This is a genomic window from Streptomyces sp. NPDC000151 (genome assembly GCF_040301705.1).
GTDB lineage: Bacteria > Actinomycetota > Actinomycetes > Streptomycetales > Streptomycetaceae > Streptomyces.
In genome coordinates, this window is record NZ_JBEPFC010000151.1 from 1 (window position 1) to 17,378 (window position 17,378).

A 17,378-nucleotide genomic window follows, 5' to 3' on the forward strand; every position below is an offset into this window, starting at 1 on the left:
GGTCGCCGCCGGCACGCCGGCGCGGCCCGCTCCTCTGCGTCCGGCCCCCGACGCCGTCACCGACCGGCCGGTGTCCACCGCCTGCTCCGCCACGGGCCACACTCCCGTTCACTTGCGCGTACGAGCCGGCCGCCGCTGCGGCCGGGATGCGTCGAGCGTAGTTCACAGGTGCCGTGGATCACTGCGGACATACCGCGTAAATCAGACAAAAATGGAAGCGAGTATTCCGGGAGGGGGCCGGCCCCCTCCCCGTACCGCCTCCCCAGAGCCGGTGTTCCGGGCTCTTACGCCTCGAACGGCCGGGCCGGCCACGGCGCCTCGGCCGGGCGCAGCGCCTCCAGTCCGTCACCCGACTGGGCTGCCAGCAGCGACAGCACGCCGACGACCAGGCAGTTGTTGTGCAGCTCGCCGGCCAGCACGCCGCGCGCCAGGTCGGCGACCGGCACCCGCGCCAGCTCCATGTCGGCCTCTTCCTCCTCGACCTCGAAGCGCTCGCCCTCCGCCTCGGACAGATCGCGGGCCAGGAAGATCCGTACGGCCTCGTCGCAGCCGCCGGGGGTGGTGTAGACGTCGGTCAGCACCCGCCAGTCCTCGGCCTTGACGTGCGCCTCCTCGTACAGCTCGCGCTGGGCGGCGTGGAGGGGGTTCTCGCCGGGCACGTCCAGCAGCCCGGCCGGGATCTCCCAGAGCTTGTGGCGTACCGGGTGGCGGTACTGGCGCAGCACCAGCACCTTGCCCTCGTCGTCCAGGGCCAGTACGGCCACCGAGCCGGGATGGACCTGGTAGTCCCGCTTCACGGTGGAGCCGTCCGGCATGACGACCTCGTCCGTGCGGACGCTGGTCTTGTTACCGGTGAACGGGGTCGCCGTCGCGGTGATCCGCCACTCCTCGGGGGTGTCCTTGATGGCCATGCGCGTCCTCCCAAACAAGCAGAAACCGGGGTACGGACCGCAAAGTCCGCACCCCGGTAACCGTATCCCCCGGCCAATGAATTACTTACCGGCGCCCTGACCCGTCTTGCGCTCGACAGCGGCCTTCACCAGGCCCGCGAAGAGCGGGTGCGGCCGGGTCGGGCGGGAGCGCAGCTCCGGGTGCGCCTGGGTGGCGACCAGGTAGGGGTGCACCTCGCGCGGGTACTCGACGTACTCCACCAGCTTGTTGTCCGGGGAGGTGCCGGAGAACTGCAGCCCGGCCTTCTTCTCCAGCTCGGCGCGGTAGGAGTTGTTGACCTCGTAGCGGTGGCGGTGGCGCTCCTCGACGTACTGCTCGTCGCCGTAGACCTCGCGGACGATGGAGCCCTCGGCGAGCTTCGCCGGGTACATGCCGAGCCGCATCGTGCCGCCCATGTCGCCCTCGCCGGCGACGATGTCCAGCTGCTCGGCCATGGTGGAGATGACCGGGTCGGCGGCGGCCGGGTCGAACTCGGTGGAGTTCGCGCCCTTGACGCCCGCCAGGCTGCGCGCCGCCTCGATGACGACGCACTGCAGGCCCAGGCAGATGCCCAGCAGCGGGACCTTGTTCTCGCGGGCGTAGGTGATGGCCTCCAGCTTGCCCTCCACGCCGCGCTCGCCGAAGCCGCCCGGGATGAGGATCGCGTCGCAGTCGCCGAGCTGCTTCTTGGCGCCGGCCGCGGTGCGGCAGTCGTCGGAGGTGACCCACTTGATCTTCACGCGGGCGCGGTTGGCGAAGCCGCCGGCACGCATCGCCTCGGAGACCGAGAGGTAGGCGTCGGGCAGGTCGATGTACTTGCCGACCAGCGCGACCTTCACCTCGTGGTCGGGGTTGTGGACGCGGTCCAGCAGGTCCTCCCACTGGGTCCAGTCCACGTCCCGGAACGGCAGGTCCAGCTTGCGCACGACGTAGGCGTCCAGGCCCTCGGTGTGCAGCACCTTCGGGATGTCGTAGATCGACGGCGCGTCCTTGCAGGCCACGACCGCGGCCTCGTCCACGTCGCACATCAGCGAGATCTTGCGCTTGATGGAGACGGGGACCTCGCGGTCGGCGCGCAGCACGATCGCGTCGGGCTGGATGCCGATGTTGCGCAGCGCGGCGACGGAGTGCTGGGTCGGCTTGGTCTTCAGCTCGCCGGAGGGGCCGATGTAGGGCAGCAGCGAGATGTGCACGACGAAGACGTTGTCCCGGCCCACCTCGTGGCGGACCTGGCGCACGGTCTCCAGGAACGGCAGCGACTCGATGTCGCCGACCGTGCCGCCGACCTCGGTGATGACGACGTCGACGTCCTCGGTCGCCATCCGCCGGATGCGGTGCTTGATCTCGTTGGTGATGTGCGGGATGACCTGCACGGTGTCACCGAGGTACTCGCCGCGCCGCTCCTTGGCGATCACGGTGTTGTAGACCTGGCCGGTGGTGACGTTCGCGGAGCCGTCGAGGTCGACGTCCAGGAAACGCTCGTAGTGGCCGATGTCCAGGTCGGTCTCGGCGCCGTCGTTGGTGACGAACACCTCGCCGTGCTGGAAGGGGTTCATCGTGCCGGGGTCGACGTTGAGGTACGGGTCCAGCTTCTGCATCGTGACCCGAAGGCCCCGCGCCTTGAGGAGCGCACCCAGGCTGGAGGCGGTGAGCCCCTTGCCGAGCGAGGACGCAACGCCCCCGGTGACGAAGATGTGCTTGGTCGTCGAAGCTGTGCTGTTTCGAAAAGCACTGGGCGGCATGGCCAAGAGGGAGCTCCCGTGGTCGCGAGGTGAAAAGCGGAGCGGCGCGATCCCGGATTCCTCGGGGTGCCGTCGCTGCGGTCGGGGGTGCCGGGTCGTTCTTCCTGGCCCACCGGTCCACGGGGTACCAGGCTATCAGCGACAGAGCGTGGTCGCTCCCGCCCGCACCGGGCGGAATGCCTCGCTCCCCGTATACGGGCCCCGACGTGACACAGGCCACCCATTCGGCCCATCCTCGGGAAGCGGAGCGTCGCGCGGATGTCACGTGCGCGTCGTATCCTGCTCGGGCACTCGCATCGGGCCGTCCGGAACGGCACCACCCCCGCCCGAATACCGGACCAGCAGCTCGGCGGGGTTTTCAAGGGCAGGACGGAAGATCGACACGTCCCACGGGGGGCGTCACTCCAGTTCGACGGGAGATGTACGTGGCCGGCCGCATCGAGGACTACGCACTCATCGGCGACATGCAGACCGCCGCACTCGTCTGCCGGGACGGCACGGTCGACTGGCTGTGCCTGCCCCGGTTCGACTCGCCCGCGGTCTTCGCCGGCCTCCTCGGCACCGAGGAGCACGGCTTCTGGCGGCTGGGCCCGGCCGCGGAAGCGGAAGGCGTTTCGCCCGCGTCCGACCGGCGGCGCTACCGCGGCGACTCCCTGATCCTGGAATCGGAGTGGGACACCCCCGACGGCACGGCCCGGGTGATCGACTTCATGCCGCCGCGCGACGGCGCGCCGCAGCTGATCCGCATCGTGGAAGGCGTCAGCGGCCGGGTGGCGATGCGCTCCTCGCTGCGGATGCGGTTCTCGTACGGCTGGGTGGTGCCGTGGGTGCATCAGGTCGACGGCCGCACGGCCGCGGTCGCGGGCCCGGACTCGGTGTGGTTCGACACCACGGCCGAGACCCACGGCGAGGACCTGACCACGTACTCGGACTTCACCGTCGAGGCGGGGCAGCGGATCGCCTTCACGATGAGCTGGCAGCCCTCGCACCACGAGCAGCCCCCGCTCCCCGAGCCGGAGAACTCACTGACGGCCACCGAGGACTTCTGGCGCGAGTGGGTCGAGCAGTGCACGTACCACGGTCCCTACCGTGACGCGGTGGTCCGCTCGCTGATCACCCTGAAGGCGCTGACGTACGCGCCGACCGGCGGCATCGTCGCGGCGCCCACCACCTCCCTCCCCGAGGACATCGGCGGCTCCCGCAACTGGGACTACCGCTTCACCTGGCTCCGGGACGCCGCGATCACCCTCTCCTCCCTCCTGCGTACGGGCTACCGCGAGGAGGCCCGCGCCTGGCGCGAGTGGCTGCTGCGCGCGGTGGCAGGGGACCCGGAGAACCTGCAGATCATGTACGGCATCGCGGGCGAGCGTGAGCTCGGCGAGAACGAGCTGAGCTGGCTGCCGGGGTACGAGAACTCCCGCCCGGTCCGGGTCGGCAACGGCGCCGCCGACCAGCTCCAGCTGGACGTGTACGGCGAGGTCATCGAGGCGCTGCACCTCGCCCACATGACCGGGCTGGCCCGCAACGACTACGCCTCCCTCCTCCAGCTCAAGCTGATCCGCTGGGTGGAGAAGAACTGGGACGAGCCGGACGAGGGCATCTGGGAGGTGCGCGGGCCGCGCCGGCACTTCGTCCACTCCAAGGTCATGACCTGGGTCGCGGTGGACCGCACCATCAAGCTCATGGAGTCCGGCGACGTGGAGGGCCCGCTGGAGCGCTGGAAGGAACTGCGCGACACGATCCACCGGGACGTGTGCGAGAAGGGCTACGACCCGGAGCGCAACACCTTCACCCAGTCCTACGGCTCCAAGGAGCTGGACGCCTCGCTGCTGCTCATCCCGCAGATGGGCTTCCTGCCGCCGGACGACAAGCGCGTCATCGGCACGATCGAGGCGATCCAGCGCGAGCTGGCCACGCCCGACGGCTTCATCCTGCGCTACCCCACCTCCGCCGACGCCGACGAGGCGAACGTGGACGGCCTGGAGGGCGACGAGGGCGCGTTCCTGGCCTGCTCGTTCTGGCTCGCCGACGACCTCGCGATGATCGGCCGCGTCGAAGAGGCCCGCAAACTCTTCGAAAAGCTCCTCTCCCTCCGCAACGACCTGGGCCTGCTGGCCGAGGAATGGGACTCCCACTCCGGCCGCCAGGTAGGCAACTTCCCCCAGGCCTTCAGCCACGTCCCCTTGATCGACACGGCCCTGCGCCTTACGGCGAGTGGGGCGTACGGGGGCTAGGCCGTTTCTGACGGCTCTTGAACGGTGTCACGGAGCCGGATGACGATCGCTGGTGGACCGCCGGCGGGCCCGGCCGCGGCGCCGGCGGTTCGCCCGCCGGCCCTCCGGCTCGGCGATAGTCGGCGGTGAGTTGTCGCGGGCCGCTCTTACGGATTGGCATTGATCTCCTTCATGGTCAGGTGGGATCCGAGGCGGAGGACGGCGGGCAGGCAGCTGAGCTTGCCGGTGAGAAAGGCTTCGCAGGCAGCTTGGTCGGCTACGGCGACTCCAGTACCTCAGCACCCGCATGCCCGTCGGCATCATGGTGATCCTCCTCGCCTATTGCCTGCGCGACCTCCCCCTTATCCACACACGCACTCTGGCCCCACTGGCCGCCCTCGCCGTCACCATCGGCCTGCACCTGTGGCGCCGCAACGCGCTGCTGAGCATCCTCGGCGGCACGACCGCCCACGTGATCCTGGCCAGCACGGTCTTCGCCTCCTGAAGCCCACCTGACGCAGCCGCCCGGTGCTACCGCTTCTCGTAAACATCGGACACGACTCAACTGAAGTGCTGGCCCGAAGCGTGAACAGCTGCTGCCGAATCTCCGCTCTGGCACAGATCTTGGGGAGTCGTTACGGTGAGTAATACTGCCGTTCGGTTCGGAGGCGTCGCAAAGCTGTCGGCCGGGAGGGAGTCCGTATTCGGGGGTGCCTCGGTGCGGGAGCGCGATCGGCTCCGCTGCCGGAAGTGGCAACCGGGCCAGGCGCTTGCTGCCGTGTTCCCTGCCCCGGACTGCTTTGGCTCAGCCAGAGGTGTCCATCAGGGCGGTGACATAGGCGTCCAGCCGCTCCTCCACGGCTCGCGTCGTCAGTTCCGTCCTGCCTGCCTCCCGCCATGGCTGCGCCACTTGCTGCACTTCTTCTGAGCACGCCAGCCCGTCCCGCACCCGCCAATACAACCGCTCGCTCGCGGCCGGGGCCAGCACCCCGCCGGCCTCCTCATACGCCTCAGCGAACCGCAGACCCCACGCCGGGCCGTGCAGCAGCGCGAGATTGGTCGAGCAGTGCGCCACATCGAGATCCGCCGGGCCCCAAGACGTCGCTGCCCAGTCGACGACGCCGGCGATCCGGGCATGTGCCGGCCGTGGGGGCGGCTCCTCGAACAGTACGTTGCCGGGTTGGAAGTCCCGGTGCAGGAATCGCCCTTCGTAGGGCGGCGCGGGCTTGCGGATCACATCGATCGCTGCGGCCCATACCGCCGCGTCGGCGCCCTCCGGAACCACGACGGTGTCAGCTGTCGTCAACGCCACATACTCCCGGGGCTGCTCGGCGGGCCGCAACGCGTGGATTGCCACGAGTTGCCGGGCCAGCAGAGGAACGCGCGCCTCCAATCCCTCATCATCGAGGGCCGTCCCGCCCGCCAGATGTGTCATCAGAAGCGACGGATACTCGCAATGCGCGGCGGTCGGATCAACCGCGACCAGTCCAGGAGCCGGCACACCGGTCCCCGCAAGCATGGTCAGGGCGTCGGCCTCCCTGTTCAGCCAGTCCTCGGCGCGCTCCACGTAGAACGGGTCGACGAAACTCCGCAGCACCAGGTCACGAGCGCCTCCGTCCCCCGTGCCGACGGTCAGCCTCCGCATTTCGGCGGTGATGCCGCCGTGCAGCGCCTCGGTTCCGACAATCCGTTCGCCGGCCTCCAGGTGCCGGCTTGCCCAAGCCAGTGTCAACGGCCGGACAGCCGCAACCTCATCGTGGTTAGTCACCGTTCACCCCATCATCCGGACGGCGGCACGCGTGAAAGCTTTCATTAGCGGCGACAGCAACACCGCTCTGCTCCTCTCGCAGCTGCCGCAGGCACCGTTCACGCACTCGTATCGAGCCGTGGCCACAGCCTGGAAAACCCCCGTTCCTGGCATATCGCGGGGAGCCGTCACGATCGGCCACTGAAGCAGGATCACCTTGCGAAGCAGTTCGAATCCGGCACGCCCGTAGAGCTGCCTTTTGATCTTCTTGATGCGGTTCACAGCATCTTCTGTGCCGCCAGAGCTACCCTGCCGCCGTCAGCGCCAGCGGCCCTTCGGGGCCGGATGTGGCTGGTTCAGTACAGGCCGGCACCTCGGACTTCACATCAGTCCCGGCCGAGGTGAACTCGCCCGCCGACGAATACACAGTGGCCGTCAGAAGTTGTGCGACAACCCTTTCCGCGTGTGCCGTCGTCGGATTTCACAACGTGCTGAGCAACTCCAGCTCCACCGAGGCAGAGCGCAGCAGCTCCAATGCAAGCCGAGCGCCTCTTGGTTCAGTGGCCGGGAGCCCGGGCCGCGAGAGCAGGGATGGAGGCGATTTTTTCGGCCGCCAGGTCTTCCCATATGAGCCCGGCCGGGCGATGCGGGGTGCGGCACGTGATGATCTCGTCGGGTGTGACGATCAGGTCGACGCCGAAGTCATGGGTAGTGGCGGGGAGTTTCTCGTCGAGTACCTGGCGTGCGTGGACGGTGGTCACCACGACCGTCCCCGGGCCGATGAGCCCGGCCTCCATCAGGAAGGCGAACTCCAGGTCGGAGTAGCCGGCTCCCTTCCCGATGCGGACTCCGGCCGGGTTCACCGCGACGCTGCCGACCACGACCATGTCGACCGGCTTCATCGCTTCGACGTAAATCTTCGGGGCAATGGTCGCGGCTACCTTGCTCGATGCCGCTTCGGCGGGCGGGACGGTGAGGACGGCCGGGTCCAGCAGGTAGAAGGGACGTGGGTCGGCGAGCTTGGGCACAGCCATGAACACCGTCTTGCCCTCGGCCAGCGCACGGGCACGCACCGGGAGCTGGGCCTTGTCAGGCACAGCCTTGATGACCTGTGAGGCTGCCCATTGGGGCAGGTTGGCGAGGCGGTCGGCGGCCACGTCGGAGCCCTTGAAGTTCGGGATACGGCCGTGTGCGGTGGCATCGTGGACTGCCTCGGCGGCGTCGAGCGCTTCCCAGACCCGTTCCCGCACCCGCTGTTTGTCCTGGTCCACCTGTGCGTGCACACCGCTGCCCTTCACGCTGCCTCCATCAATGCCATGAGCCGGTCCTGTGCTTCTTGCACTGCGGGCTCGCTTCTCCAGGGCCGCAGCTCGCGGGCGGCGCGGAAGACAATGTTCATTCCACCACCTCCGCGCGTGCCGTGCAGCTCTGTCACGGCCTCGGTGAATCCGGCCAGCGCGGCATCGAGCCGGCCCTCGCGGATCCGCGAGAGCGTGAGGTTCCCCAGGACGATCGCCCGGGACTTGCGCCGGTCTCGCAGTTCGGCTGCGGTGTCCTCCAAAAAGCGCTGCGCTCTTGGGTGGTCGCCCAGCGTCAGATAGCAGGAGCCTGCCATCCGGCCGAAGTGGGTCGGGGACAGCAGATCGTATGCGGCGTCCGTGCTGTCGGCCTGCTCGAGGTGACGCTCAGCCCCCGCCAGAGCCCGTTCGCATGCGCACTTCTCGCCGAGGAAAGCGTGTGCTTCGGCAGCGTGCAGCATGGCCAGACCGGTGAGTACATGGCTGGTGCAGCGGGTCGTACGGGCGGTCTCCAGGGCAAGATCGAGCCCTTCGCGGTAGTCATTGGCCCCATAGAGCGCCACGTAGCAGGTACGCAGAAGAGCGTGGCCCTCCGCGGCGCGGTCACGCACATGGCGCCCCACCTCCAGGCTCTGGGCATAATACGACCGCGCCGTGCCGTGGTCATGCCGCTGCGAGGCATCCCAGACGAGCTGCCCCATGAAGAGCGCGGCATCCGCGTGCAGCATCCGCATCTCACGCTGCACACGCCCCGCCGGCGCTTCGCCCGCCAGAAAGGCGACTTGGTTGACTCGTTGTCCCGCCTGCGCGAGCAAGGTGGCCGAGGGCACTTGGTCGTAGCGATCCGCGAGGGCCTGCAAGCCACCTCGCAACTCGGCGGCGGTCACCAGATCGACCCGCGAGGGGTACCGCATCGCATAGTGGGTGCGCCCTGTGGAGGGCGGCTCGTCCTCAGCGGTCACTGCCAGCAGATCGCTCAGTTCCTCAACGCTCACCTGCAGCACGGCGGCGAGCCGCGGTCGGACATACGGCTGCGGTGACACCTTCCCGGACTCCCAGCGCGAAACGGTGGAACGCTCCACATTCATCGCCTCGGCCAGGCTCTCCTGAGTAAAGCCCACCGCGCGGCGGCGGCGAACGAATCCGTGCCGTTTGAGCGCCATGGACCGATCCTCTCGAGTTCTCTGCGGCCTGTGGAGACGGCTCCTGGAGGACCTCAACGCCACAGGTCATGCCCTGCTGTGCGGCGTGGATGCCTCGTACGTGCGTCAATTCTGCTCTGGTTCGCGGACCCTCGAGGCGCTTTCTTTGATGCCCACCGAGAGTCCACCGAACGGACGAGGACACTCCCCGGGACGGAGAGGTCATGGCACCCCCTGCACGCGCCGCCTGGCGGCCACAGCCAAGGCGGCGGGCGTTCGACCGCGAACCTGTCGCGGTGTGCGCGGCGCGAGAGTTCGCCTTGGACACCCTGACGGACTGGGGCGTGGCCGAGCGACACGACGACATCCAGCTGTGCGTATCGGAACTTGCCACCAACGCCCTGTTGCACGGTGGCAACGACGTCCGTCGATTCTGGGTCGTGTTGTCGGCCGTCGGCCACGTCCTTCGCGTAGAGGTACGCGATTACGGGCCGGGGATGCCCCGGATACGGAAGCCGGAGGACAGCAGCGACTCCGGCAGAGGACTGCTCCTGGTCTCGGACTGCGCCGAAGCATGGGGCATCGACCTGTCGGAACAGTCCAAAGCTGTGTGGGCGGAGTTCGAAGTCCGCACCCAGCCTGTCGAAGCGCTCGGCAGCGGCAGAACAACCCATCGATGAAAGGAAGGCCTTCATGACCGATCACAAGACCGAAGAAAAGCGTCCCGTGGCGCCCGAGGCGCAGGCATACCGCGCCCCTCAGCTGATCGAGCTGGATGTCGTATCCCAGGTGACTCTCGGCAAGTACGCCGAGGACAGTGCCGACAAGGGCCGCTACTTCGAGTAAGCCGCGCGTCGGGGTCGGGCAGGGGCCGGACAGCCCCTGCCCGACCCCGGCAGCGACGCGGAAAGGACAAGATGTTTCATCTCATCAGTCCCGGCGAGCCGTTGGCCGGCTCACCGCGGCTCTGGCCGGGCGAACAGGCCCCCGTCCTGCGCGGCCCTCTCCCTTCCAGCATTTGCCGGGTCGTGAGCGAGGGGAAGCTGCAGCTGGCCGTCATCGGGAACTGCTACGCCGACGAACGGCAGCTCCGCGAGGGGCTGCGTGCCGTGCGCCTCGGGCAGTGGTCGGCACTGACTCGATGGCCCGGCAGCTACTGGGTCGTGGCCGATGACGGCTGGCTGACGGCTGTCATCACCGACCTGGCCGGTACGCGGCCCGTTTACTTCAGCGAGGCGACAGGCCGTACCCAGTGGGCGACGTCGGCCCGAGCCCTCGCCCATCGCGTCGGGGCGGCGGTGGACCACGCCTCGATGACCGCACGTCTGCTGTGCCCGACCGTTCCCGAAATCACCGGACCCGGAACCGCATTTGCGGGCATCCGACGGCTGCCGGGTGGCCATGCCCTGGTCGTCGACCGCCGGGGCCGGCACTCCCTTCACCCGTACGAGGAGCCCCGGACACTGCCCTTCACCGACGCAGCAGGCGAGTTGCGCGACGCACTGGTCACCGCGGTCACCACCCGGGCACGCTCGGCCAAGAAGCTCACCGCGGACTTCTCCGGCGGCCTCGACTCCACCTCACTGGTACTGCTGGCGGCGGACACCTCGCACGCCGATGTACTCGCGGTTACCGACGCGGACGCCACCAGCCTCAACGATGACGTTCGCTACGCCCAGCGCGCCGCAGCAGGACGGCCAGCCGTGCATCACACACTCGTGTCTGACGCCGAAGGCGTGTTCTTCGCCGAGCTCCTGGAAGCCCCTGCCACCGACCAGCCCTTCCCCGACGCGGCGCGATGGCGCATGCGCGCCGCCTACCAGCGCCCGTGTATCGAGTACGGCAGTGACGTGCACCTGACCGGTTCCGGAGCCGACACCCTGCTCGCCGCCTCTCCCTCCTACCTCGCGGACCTCGCCCGCTCCCGTGGCATCCCGGCTCTGCTCCGCCATTGCCTGGCGCGGGCCAGGCTGCGTCATCTTCCGGTGTACGCGGTCGTCACCGCGGCGGCTCGGCTGTCCCGAACCACGCATGCCGCGGCCCTGCGCCGGCTGGCCCGAGACCTTGCCACCGACCCGGCGGCCGCACGGCCGGCGCCTCCGGCCCGCCTGCACTGGGTCATGGCCTCAGGGCTCCGCGCCTGGCTCACCCCCGATGCCCGCCGCTACCTCTCGTTGCGCACCGAAGCAGCGGCCGACCACTGCGCCGTCCAGCCTCAGTGCACGAGCAGCCACCGCGCCTGGGCGGAGCTGCGCGAGTTCGGCACGTACGAGGCGGAACTGCGCAACCAGGCCCACGCCCTGGGCCTGCCCCATCACGCGCCCTACCTCGACAACGCCGTGGTGCGCGCCGCCATGGCCGTGCCGGTGGCCGCGCGCGCCTCCACCATCGTCCAGAAGCCGCTGCTGGGCGCGGCCCTCCAGGGCCTGGTACCCGACTGGCTACTGCGGCGCCGGACGAAGGGCGCGTACGACGGCAACGCATACGCCGGGCTTCGCCGAAACACCGACACCCTGCACAGCCTTCTGGCTCACAGCGAACTCGCCGCCGAAGGGTGGATCGACGCCTCCGCCGCCCGCACCGAACTGGACCGCCTGGCGGTCGGCGTCCCCGGCCGGCTGGCCGCCCTCGAAGCGCTCATCGCCGCCGAACTCTGGCTGCATCAACACCGCACACGCCCGGCCACCCACACGACACCAGAGGTCTCCCATGGCTGACCCCCGCCCGGCCTCCAGCGTGCACGCCACGATCACCGAACACGGCGGCATGCTCCTCGACCTCCGTGGCCGGGGGCGGTGGTACGCGCTCACCGCCTCCGGCGCCCTGTGGTGGCGACACCTGACCGACGGCTCGACCGTAGACGATGCCGCGGCCGCTGTGGCCGGCCACTATCGGGCCGACCCCGACCAGGTACGCGCCGACATGCGAGTCCTGGCACAACAGTTGTACGAGCGCGGCATGCTCCGCATCCCCGGTCGCCGGCGGTGGCTCCGGTGAGTATCCCGATGGCCGTCCCCGAACGCACCGGACGTCCGCCGGTCCGCGACCGCTTCGCGGCCGTCACCACGCTCACCGTGGCCACGGCGCTGGTGCAATTGGCCCCGCTGCGCGTCGCCCTGGCCGCCGCCCGTATCGCCAAACGATGCACCGGGCGCCCCGCCACACCGGCAGAGGCAACAAAGACGGTCGCCGCGCGCGACTGGGCCAGTCAGTTCTTCCCCAGCCGCGCCGCATGCCTGGAGATGTCCCTTGCCGCCGTTCTCCACTCGGCGTTGCACGGCCGGTCCGTCGACTGGTGCATAGGCTGCCGCTTCGACCCCTGCGAATCGCACGCCTGGATCGAAGCCGGTGCCCAGCCCATCGGCGAGCCGAACACTCCTGATCGCCCCTTCCACACCACTCTTCGCATCTGACCCGAGGACCGCTCGATGCCCGACATCCCCCGGACCGCCCTCGACCGCGCCGTCGATGCCGTACCGGCCGCACAATTCCACGGCGCTGACGGCCGCGCCGTACGCCCCTGCACGCCCGCCGCGGTCACCCACCGCCACCTGCGCATGCTCGACGTCCAGCCCGGCGCGAACGTCATGGACATCGGCATCGGCTCCGGCCTCTCCGCCGCTCTCCTCGCCCACCTCGTCGGCCCCGAGGGACACGTCACGGCCGTCGAAATCGAACCGCACCTCGCCCAGCGCGCCGAAGCCCTCTACGCCGAGCACGGACACAAGGTCACCGTCGTCGTAGGCGACGGCCTTCTCGGCCACCCGTCACGCACCCCGTACGACCGCGTCCTCGTCGGCACCACCCCACCCGCCATCCCCGACGCCTGGCTTCAGCAGCTCAAGCCCGGCGGCATCCTCCTGTGCGGAGTACGCATCTCCCCGCTGCCCGGCGCGTATGCGATCGCCCGCGTCACCGTCGACGGCCATCACGAGCCGCACACGGTCGAGATCCACCATGGCGGATACACCCCGATGATCACTGCCTGTCCGCTCGACGCCATCACCCGGACCGTCCACCCACAGCGTCCCGACCGCTCACTCGCCCTCCTCGGCGAACACGACCAGAGCACTGCCACCGCACTCCTCACCTCCCTGACCGAGACCCCACACATCGCTTCCACTCCAACGCCCGGCTCCGACTACTTCCACTTCAAGAACTGGCTCCTCGCCACCGCCCCGGACGGCCTCCTCGAAGCCACCCTCGACCAGGGCACCGGCGTCGGCTGCACGGCCCCGGGCGGCACCAGCCACGCCGCCATCGCTTCTGACGACTTCCTCATCGCCGACCGATCGGACTCCCCAGCACTCGAAAGACTCCGCGCCCTGATCCACCACTGGCAGCAGGCCGGCGCTCCCCGCACCCACGAACTGCAGGCGCACCTCCAGCGTGAAGGCGACTTCTGGCGCCCTCGCGTCAGCGCCAACGCCTAGGCCGGGACCCGGATACGTTCCCGGCAGCCCCGGCCTGTGCCTCATCGTCGCGATGCCCGCGCTCAGAACGGCGTCAGTGTCAGCCTGATCCTGCTGGGGGCGCCGTCCTCGATGTAGGAGGCGAAGCCGGCTACGTCGTCGAAGGCGAAGCCGTAGGCCTTGCCGTCCTGGGTCGCGTCGTGCATCGCCTTGGCGTAGTGGTTGGCGAGCCGCTGCTGGTAGAAGGCGGCGGGGTCGGTGGTGGGCTGGTCGGGGTGCGAGGTGAGGGTGGCGCGGTTCAGGGCGGCGCCGAGGATCGCGGCGACCGGGCCCGTGGTGCCGTCGTTGGGGGCTGCGAGGGTGCCGTCGCAGAAGAGCACGTCGCGGGTGGTGGGTTTGGCGAAGGAGACGCTCGCCGGGCCGGTGAAGGAGAGCCGGTCGCCGGAGACGCGGCCGGTGAACGTGCCCGCGTTGGTGGTGATTTTGAGGTCCTTGGACGCGTACGCCGACCACGCCTCGTCGATGGCGGGGGCGAGGTAGTCCTTGGCGAAGCGGCCGCTGTCCAGGCCGTGGCCGGGGGCGATGACGCGCTTGTCGTCGACGACCAGGTCGCCGAAGCCCTCGACGCCCGCCAGGCCGGCGAAGATCTTGTCGCGGGCGCCGTCCTTGAGCGTGCCGGTGCGCTGGTCCTTCGCGCCGGTCAGCTGGATCGCCAGCGGCACGCTGAACATGTCGACCATGGTGGTGTTGCAGTACATGCCGCCGTCGTTGTACGTGAACTCCGCGCAGTCGTGCAGCACTCCGAAGTTGGGGTCGGAGTCCACCCAGCCGGCCGGGTAGGCCAGCGCCGCCTTGCCGTTGCCGTCCTCGACGGCCTTGAACTTCAGCTTGCCGCCGAGCGCGGTGTAGATCCGCCCGGACATCTTCGGCAGGGTCAGGGTTGTCGTGCCGCTCGCGGCGAGCGGGATGGCGTAGTCGGTGAAGCCGTCGGAGCCGTTGTCGGACACGGCGACGGGCTTCAGTTCGCCTTCGGGGGTGACGCGGACCTGCTGGGTGCCGTCGTTGCCGACGATGTAGATCCATACCGAGGAATTGGTGAATTCGCCGGAGGTGTTCACGATTTCCAGGGGGAGGGCGGCGGCCTTCGTGCGGCCGGGGGCGCCGCTCGCGTGTCCGGTGAGGGCGAGTCCGGAAGCGGCGGCGCCCGCGGCGAGGCCGCCGAGCAGGGTGCGACGAGAGATCACGAGATGGCTCCTTGTGGGGGGAAGGAGGGAGGTGTGAGAGCGCTCTCATTTCGAGTAGGGTCACCTTGCCCACTTCCGGCGGTACCGTCAACCCACTGCGGTGGAAAAGGAGTTGGATGATGTCCGTGCCCGGTGGCCCCCGGCCGACCCTGGAGGCGGTGGCCGCCCTGGCAGGCGTCTCCCGCGCCACCGTCTCCCGCGTCGTCAACGGCGGCCCCGGCGTCCGCGCCGAGATCCGCGAGCAGGTCCGGCAGGCGATCACCGAGCTCGGGTACGTCCCCAACAGCGCGGCGCGCTCGCTCGTCACCCGCCGCACCGGTGCCGTCGCCGTGGTCATCGCCGAGCCCGAGACCCGGGTGTTCTCCGACCCCTTCTTCGCCCAGCAGCTGCGCGGCATCGGCCGCGAACTGGGCGCCGCTGACACCCAGTTGCTGCTGATGATGGTGGACAGCGACCGCGACCACGAGCGCATCGGCCGCTATCTGTCGGGCGGGCACGTCGACGGCGCGCTGATGTTCTCGCTGCACCGCGCCGATCCGCTGCCCGCGATGGCCGCGGCCTCGGGGCTGCCCACGGTCTTCGGCGGGCGCCCCGACTGGTCCGACGAGGGCCGGCCCGGTGCCCGCCCGCTGTACGTCGACACCGACAACCGGGACGGCGCCCGGCAGGCCGTGCGCCACCTCCTCGCCCGCGGCCGCCGCCGGATCGCCGTCATCACCGGGCCGCTGGACCAGACCTCGGCCCAGGACCGGCTGGACGGCTACCGCGAGGCGCTGGCGCCCGCCCCGGCCGATCCGCTGCTGATCGCGGACGGCTCCTTCACGGCGGAGGGCGGCGAGCGGGCCATGGCCGAACTCATCGACCGAGTACCGGATCTGGACGCCGTCTTCGCCTGCTCGGACCTGATGGCCACGGGCGCGCTGCGCACGCTGCGGGCGCGCGGCCTGCGGGTGCCGGCGGACGTCGCCGTGGTCGGCTACGACGACCTCGCCCCGGCGGCCTGGGCGGACCCGCCGCTGACCACGGTCCGCCAGGACGTGCAGGAGATGGGCCGTCTGATGGCCCGCCTCCTGCTCCGCCGGCTGGCGTCCGGCGACGCGGACCTCTCCCCCGTCGTCACGCCCGCCACCCTCATCGTCCGCGACTCCGGCTAGCCGTGCCTCACGTCACGTCGGCGATCACCTCACGGGCAGCCCGCTCGCCCTCCGTCGCCCCGCCGTTCATGAACCCCTGGAAGTCGTACGAGGTGTGCTCGCCGCCGAGGTGCACATTGCCCTGCCGGACGCCCTCGTAGCCCGCGTAGCGGTGGAGGTAGCCCACCGGCCAGTACGAGTACGCGCCCAGTGCGTACGGATTGCGGTGCCAGGCGGAGAGCTGCGCCCGGCCGGTCCAGGCGGCCTTCGTGCCGGGGAAGAAGCGCTCGATGTCCGTCAGGCGGCGCTGCGCCAGGTCCCGTACGTACGGGTCGGTCTCCGTCGAGAACGGCCCCGCCGGGGTCAGCGCGTGGGCGAGGCTGCCGCCGCCGTACTGGATGAGGATGCCGCCGGTGCCGGGCTGGGCCTTGGTGGTGTCCCAGGTCTGCTGCGCGTCCAGGTCGGTGAAGCAGTCGCCGGAGCTGACGCCCGGCCAGGGCCCCGTGCCGCGCCACGGCCGGGCGCTGAACTGCATGTTGAGCTTGGTGCAGTACCCCATCCGGGCGTCCCGCAGCAGGTTCGTCATCCGGGCGTCGAAGCCGGCCCCGGTGAGGTCCAGGCGTTGAAGTACGGGCAGCGGGACGGTCAGGACCGTGTGGTCGGCGGTGACGGTGCGGGTGGTGCCGCCGTCGCTGAAGGTGAGGGTCTGGGTGCCGTCGGAGCGCGCGGCGACGGCCGTCAGCGACCAGCCCGCGCGCAGCGTCCCGGCGGGCAGCGCGGCCGCGATGGCCTTCGGCAGCCGGTCGTTGCCGCCGGTGATGTGGTACCGCTCGTCGGACAGCCCCCAGACGTTGAACCGGCCGGGGTTGGGCTGGTAGCCCATGAGCAGCACGAGGGCGAGCGCGGACTGGTCGGTGGTGTCGGCGCCGTACTCGACGTTGTAGGCGACGTCGATGAACTGCCCGAGGCGCGAGGCGTACCCGCCGGGCACCCGGGAGTCGATCCATTCCCGTATCGACATGTTGTCCAGGGCTGTGCCGGCGGGCGTGCTCTGCTCCCAGGTGACCTCGCCCGCCTCCTGGAGGTCGCGGCGCAGCGCCTGGTAGACGGCCTTGAAGTCCTCGTCCGCCCGGGAGCGCGGGTAGTAGGTCCCGTCGAACCAGAGGACTTCCTCCGCGCCGTTGGGACCCGCGCCGAGGAAGTCCTCCAGGGGCAGGCCGAAGCGGCGGCAGAGTTCCTGCATCTTCTTGTGCTCGGTGTCGATCAGCTCGCCGCCGATCTCGGAGGTCTGGCCGTACGCCCAGTGGTCGCGCTGGGTGTACATCCGCCCGCCGACACGGGCGGGATCGGCCTCGTACAGCGTGCAGGGCAGTCCGGCGTCCTGGAGGGTGAGGGCGGCGGTCAGGCCCGCGATGCCCGCGCCAACGACGGCGATCCGGGGCGTGGCGGCGGACCGCGGCGGGCGCGCGGGCCCGGCGGCCGCCGCGGTGGTGGCCGGGGCGGCGAGCGCGACGACG

The 17,378-nt window shown here is 70.0% G+C and carries 16 protein-coding genes and 1 pseudogene; 9 read left to right on the top strand and 8 right to left on the bottom strand.

The window, feature by feature from the left end; all coding sequences use genetic code 11:
* Positions 1-284: 284 nt before the first annotated feature.
* Positions 285-911 carry an NUDIX domain-containing protein gene (locus tag ABT381_RS29700; protein WP_351599667.1) on the bottom strand — a complete coding sequence of 209 codons (627 nt, stop codon included), beginning with the start codon at positions 909-911 and terminating at the stop codon, positions 285-287.
* A gap of 81 nt (positions 912-992) precedes the next feature.
* On the bottom strand, positions 993-2,672 hold the full coding sequence (gene pyrG, locus ABT381_RS29705) for a CTP synthase (protein WP_351599682.1): 1,680 nt from the start codon (positions 2,670-2,672) through the stop codon (positions 993-995).
* A 419-nt stretch (positions 2,673-3,091) separates the two neighbouring features.
* Between pyrG and ABT381_RS29710 the strand changes: the two genes are divergently transcribed.
* Together ABT381_RS29710 and ABT381_RS29715 are read left to right on the top strand one after the other, a co-directional pair.
* The gene (locus ABT381_RS29710; protein WP_351599668.1) at positions 3,092-4,906 is read left to right on the top strand and encodes a glycoside hydrolase family 15 protein; all 1,815 of its coding nucleotides are present in this window, start codon (positions 3,092-3,094) and stop codon (positions 4,904-4,906) included.
* Between the two features lie 265 nt (positions 4,907-5,171).
* A pseudogene (locus ABT381_RS29715) lies at positions 5,172-5,390 on the top strand (AzlD domain-containing protein); the annotation flags it as partial.
* Positions 5,391-5,690: 300 nt separating this feature from the next.
* Here the strand turns inward: ABT381_RS29715 and ABT381_RS29720 are convergent.
* The 4 genes from ABT381_RS29720 to ABT381_RS29735 form a co-directional block, all read right to left on the bottom strand.
* Positions 5,691-6,653, bottom strand: a complete 963-nt coding sequence (locus ABT381_RS29720; protein ID WP_351599669.1) for a phosphotransferase family protein — start codon at positions 6,651-6,653, stop codon at positions 5,691-5,693.
* Positions 6,654-6,656: 3 nt separating this feature from the next.
* Positions 6,657-6,914: a hypothetical protein gene (locus ABT381_RS29725; protein ID WP_351599670.1), complete on the bottom strand. Its 258-nt coding sequence runs from the start codon at positions 6,912-6,914 to the stop codon at positions 6,657-6,659.
* Between the two features lie 275 nt (positions 6,915-7,189).
* Entirely contained in the window at positions 7,190-7,930 is a 741-nt protein-coding gene (locus ABT381_RS29730) for a 5-formyltetrahydrofolate cyclo-ligase (protein ID WP_351599671.1), read from the bottom strand.
* The gene (locus ABT381_RS29735; RefSeq protein ID WP_351599672.1) at positions 7,927-9,093 is read right to left on the bottom strand and encodes a helix-turn-helix transcriptional regulator; all 1,167 of its coding nucleotides are present in this window, start codon (positions 9,091-9,093) and stop codon (positions 7,927-7,929) included. Before ABT381_RS29735 ends, ABT381_RS29730 begins: the two co-directional genes overlap by 4 nt.
* 203 nt (positions 9,094-9,296) lie before the next feature.
* Here ABT381_RS29735 and ABT381_RS29740 point away from each other — a divergent pair, with 203 nt between their 5' ends.
* The 6 genes from ABT381_RS29740 (at position 9,297) to ABT381_RS29765 (ending at position 13,505) form a co-directional block, all read left to right on the top strand.
* Entirely contained in the window at positions 9,297-9,752 is a 456-nt protein-coding gene (locus tag ABT381_RS29740; protein WP_351599673.1) for an ATP-binding protein, read from the top strand.
* Positions 9,753-9,765: 13 nt separating this feature from the next.
* Entirely contained in the window at positions 9,766-9,918 is a 153-nt protein-coding gene (locus tag ABT381_RS29745; RefSeq protein ID WP_351599674.1) for a hypothetical protein, read from the top strand.
* A 71-nt stretch (positions 9,919-9,989) separates the two neighbouring features.
* Positions 9,990-11,789: an albusnodin/ikarugamycin family macrolactam cyclase gene (locus ABT381_RS29750; protein WP_351599675.1), complete on the top strand. Its 1,800-nt coding sequence runs from the start codon at positions 9,990-9,992 to the stop codon at positions 11,787-11,789.
* Entirely contained in the window at positions 11,782-12,069 is a 288-nt protein-coding gene (locus ABT381_RS29755; RefSeq protein WP_351599676.1) for a PqqD family protein, read from the top strand. The genes ABT381_RS29750 and ABT381_RS29755 overlap by 8 nt, the downstream gene beginning before the upstream one ends.
* On the top strand, positions 12,066-12,485 hold the full coding sequence (locus tag ABT381_RS29760) for a lasso peptide biosynthesis B2 protein (RefSeq protein WP_351599677.1): 420 nt from the start codon (positions 12,066-12,068) through the stop codon (positions 12,483-12,485). The genes ABT381_RS29755 and ABT381_RS29760 overlap by 4 nt, the downstream gene beginning before the upstream one ends.
* Before the next feature lie 15 nt (positions 12,486-12,500).
* Complete coding sequence (locus tag ABT381_RS29765; RefSeq protein ID WP_351599678.1) at positions 12,501-13,505, top strand: protein-L-isoaspartate O-methyltransferase family protein; 1,005 nt, start codon at positions 12,501-12,503, stop codon at positions 13,503-13,505.
* A gap of 62 nt (positions 13,506-13,567) precedes the next feature.
* Here ABT381_RS29765 and ABT381_RS29770 read toward each other — a convergent pair whose 3' ends face one another.
* On the bottom strand, positions 13,568-14,728 hold the full coding sequence (locus tag ABT381_RS29770) for a beta-1,3-glucanase family protein (RefSeq protein WP_351599679.1): 1,161 nt from the start codon (positions 14,726-14,728) through the stop codon (positions 13,568-13,570).
* A 119-nt stretch (positions 14,729-14,847) separates the two neighbouring features.
* On the opposite strand from ABT381_RS29770, the gene ABT381_RS29775 reads away from it, so the two are divergent.
* Positions 14,848-15,882: a LacI family DNA-binding transcriptional regulator gene (locus ABT381_RS29775; RefSeq protein WP_467754836.1), complete on the top strand. Its 1,035-nt coding sequence runs from the start codon at positions 14,848-14,850 to the stop codon at positions 15,880-15,882.
* A 7-nt stretch (positions 15,883-15,889) separates the two neighbouring features.
* On the opposite strand, the gene ABT381_RS29780 is transcribed toward ABT381_RS29775, so the two are convergent.
* Positions 15,890-17,378 (bottom strand): flavin monoamine oxidase family protein (locus ABT381_RS29780; protein ID WP_351599681.1); only part of this gene is annotated, 1,489 nt, incomplete at its 5' end.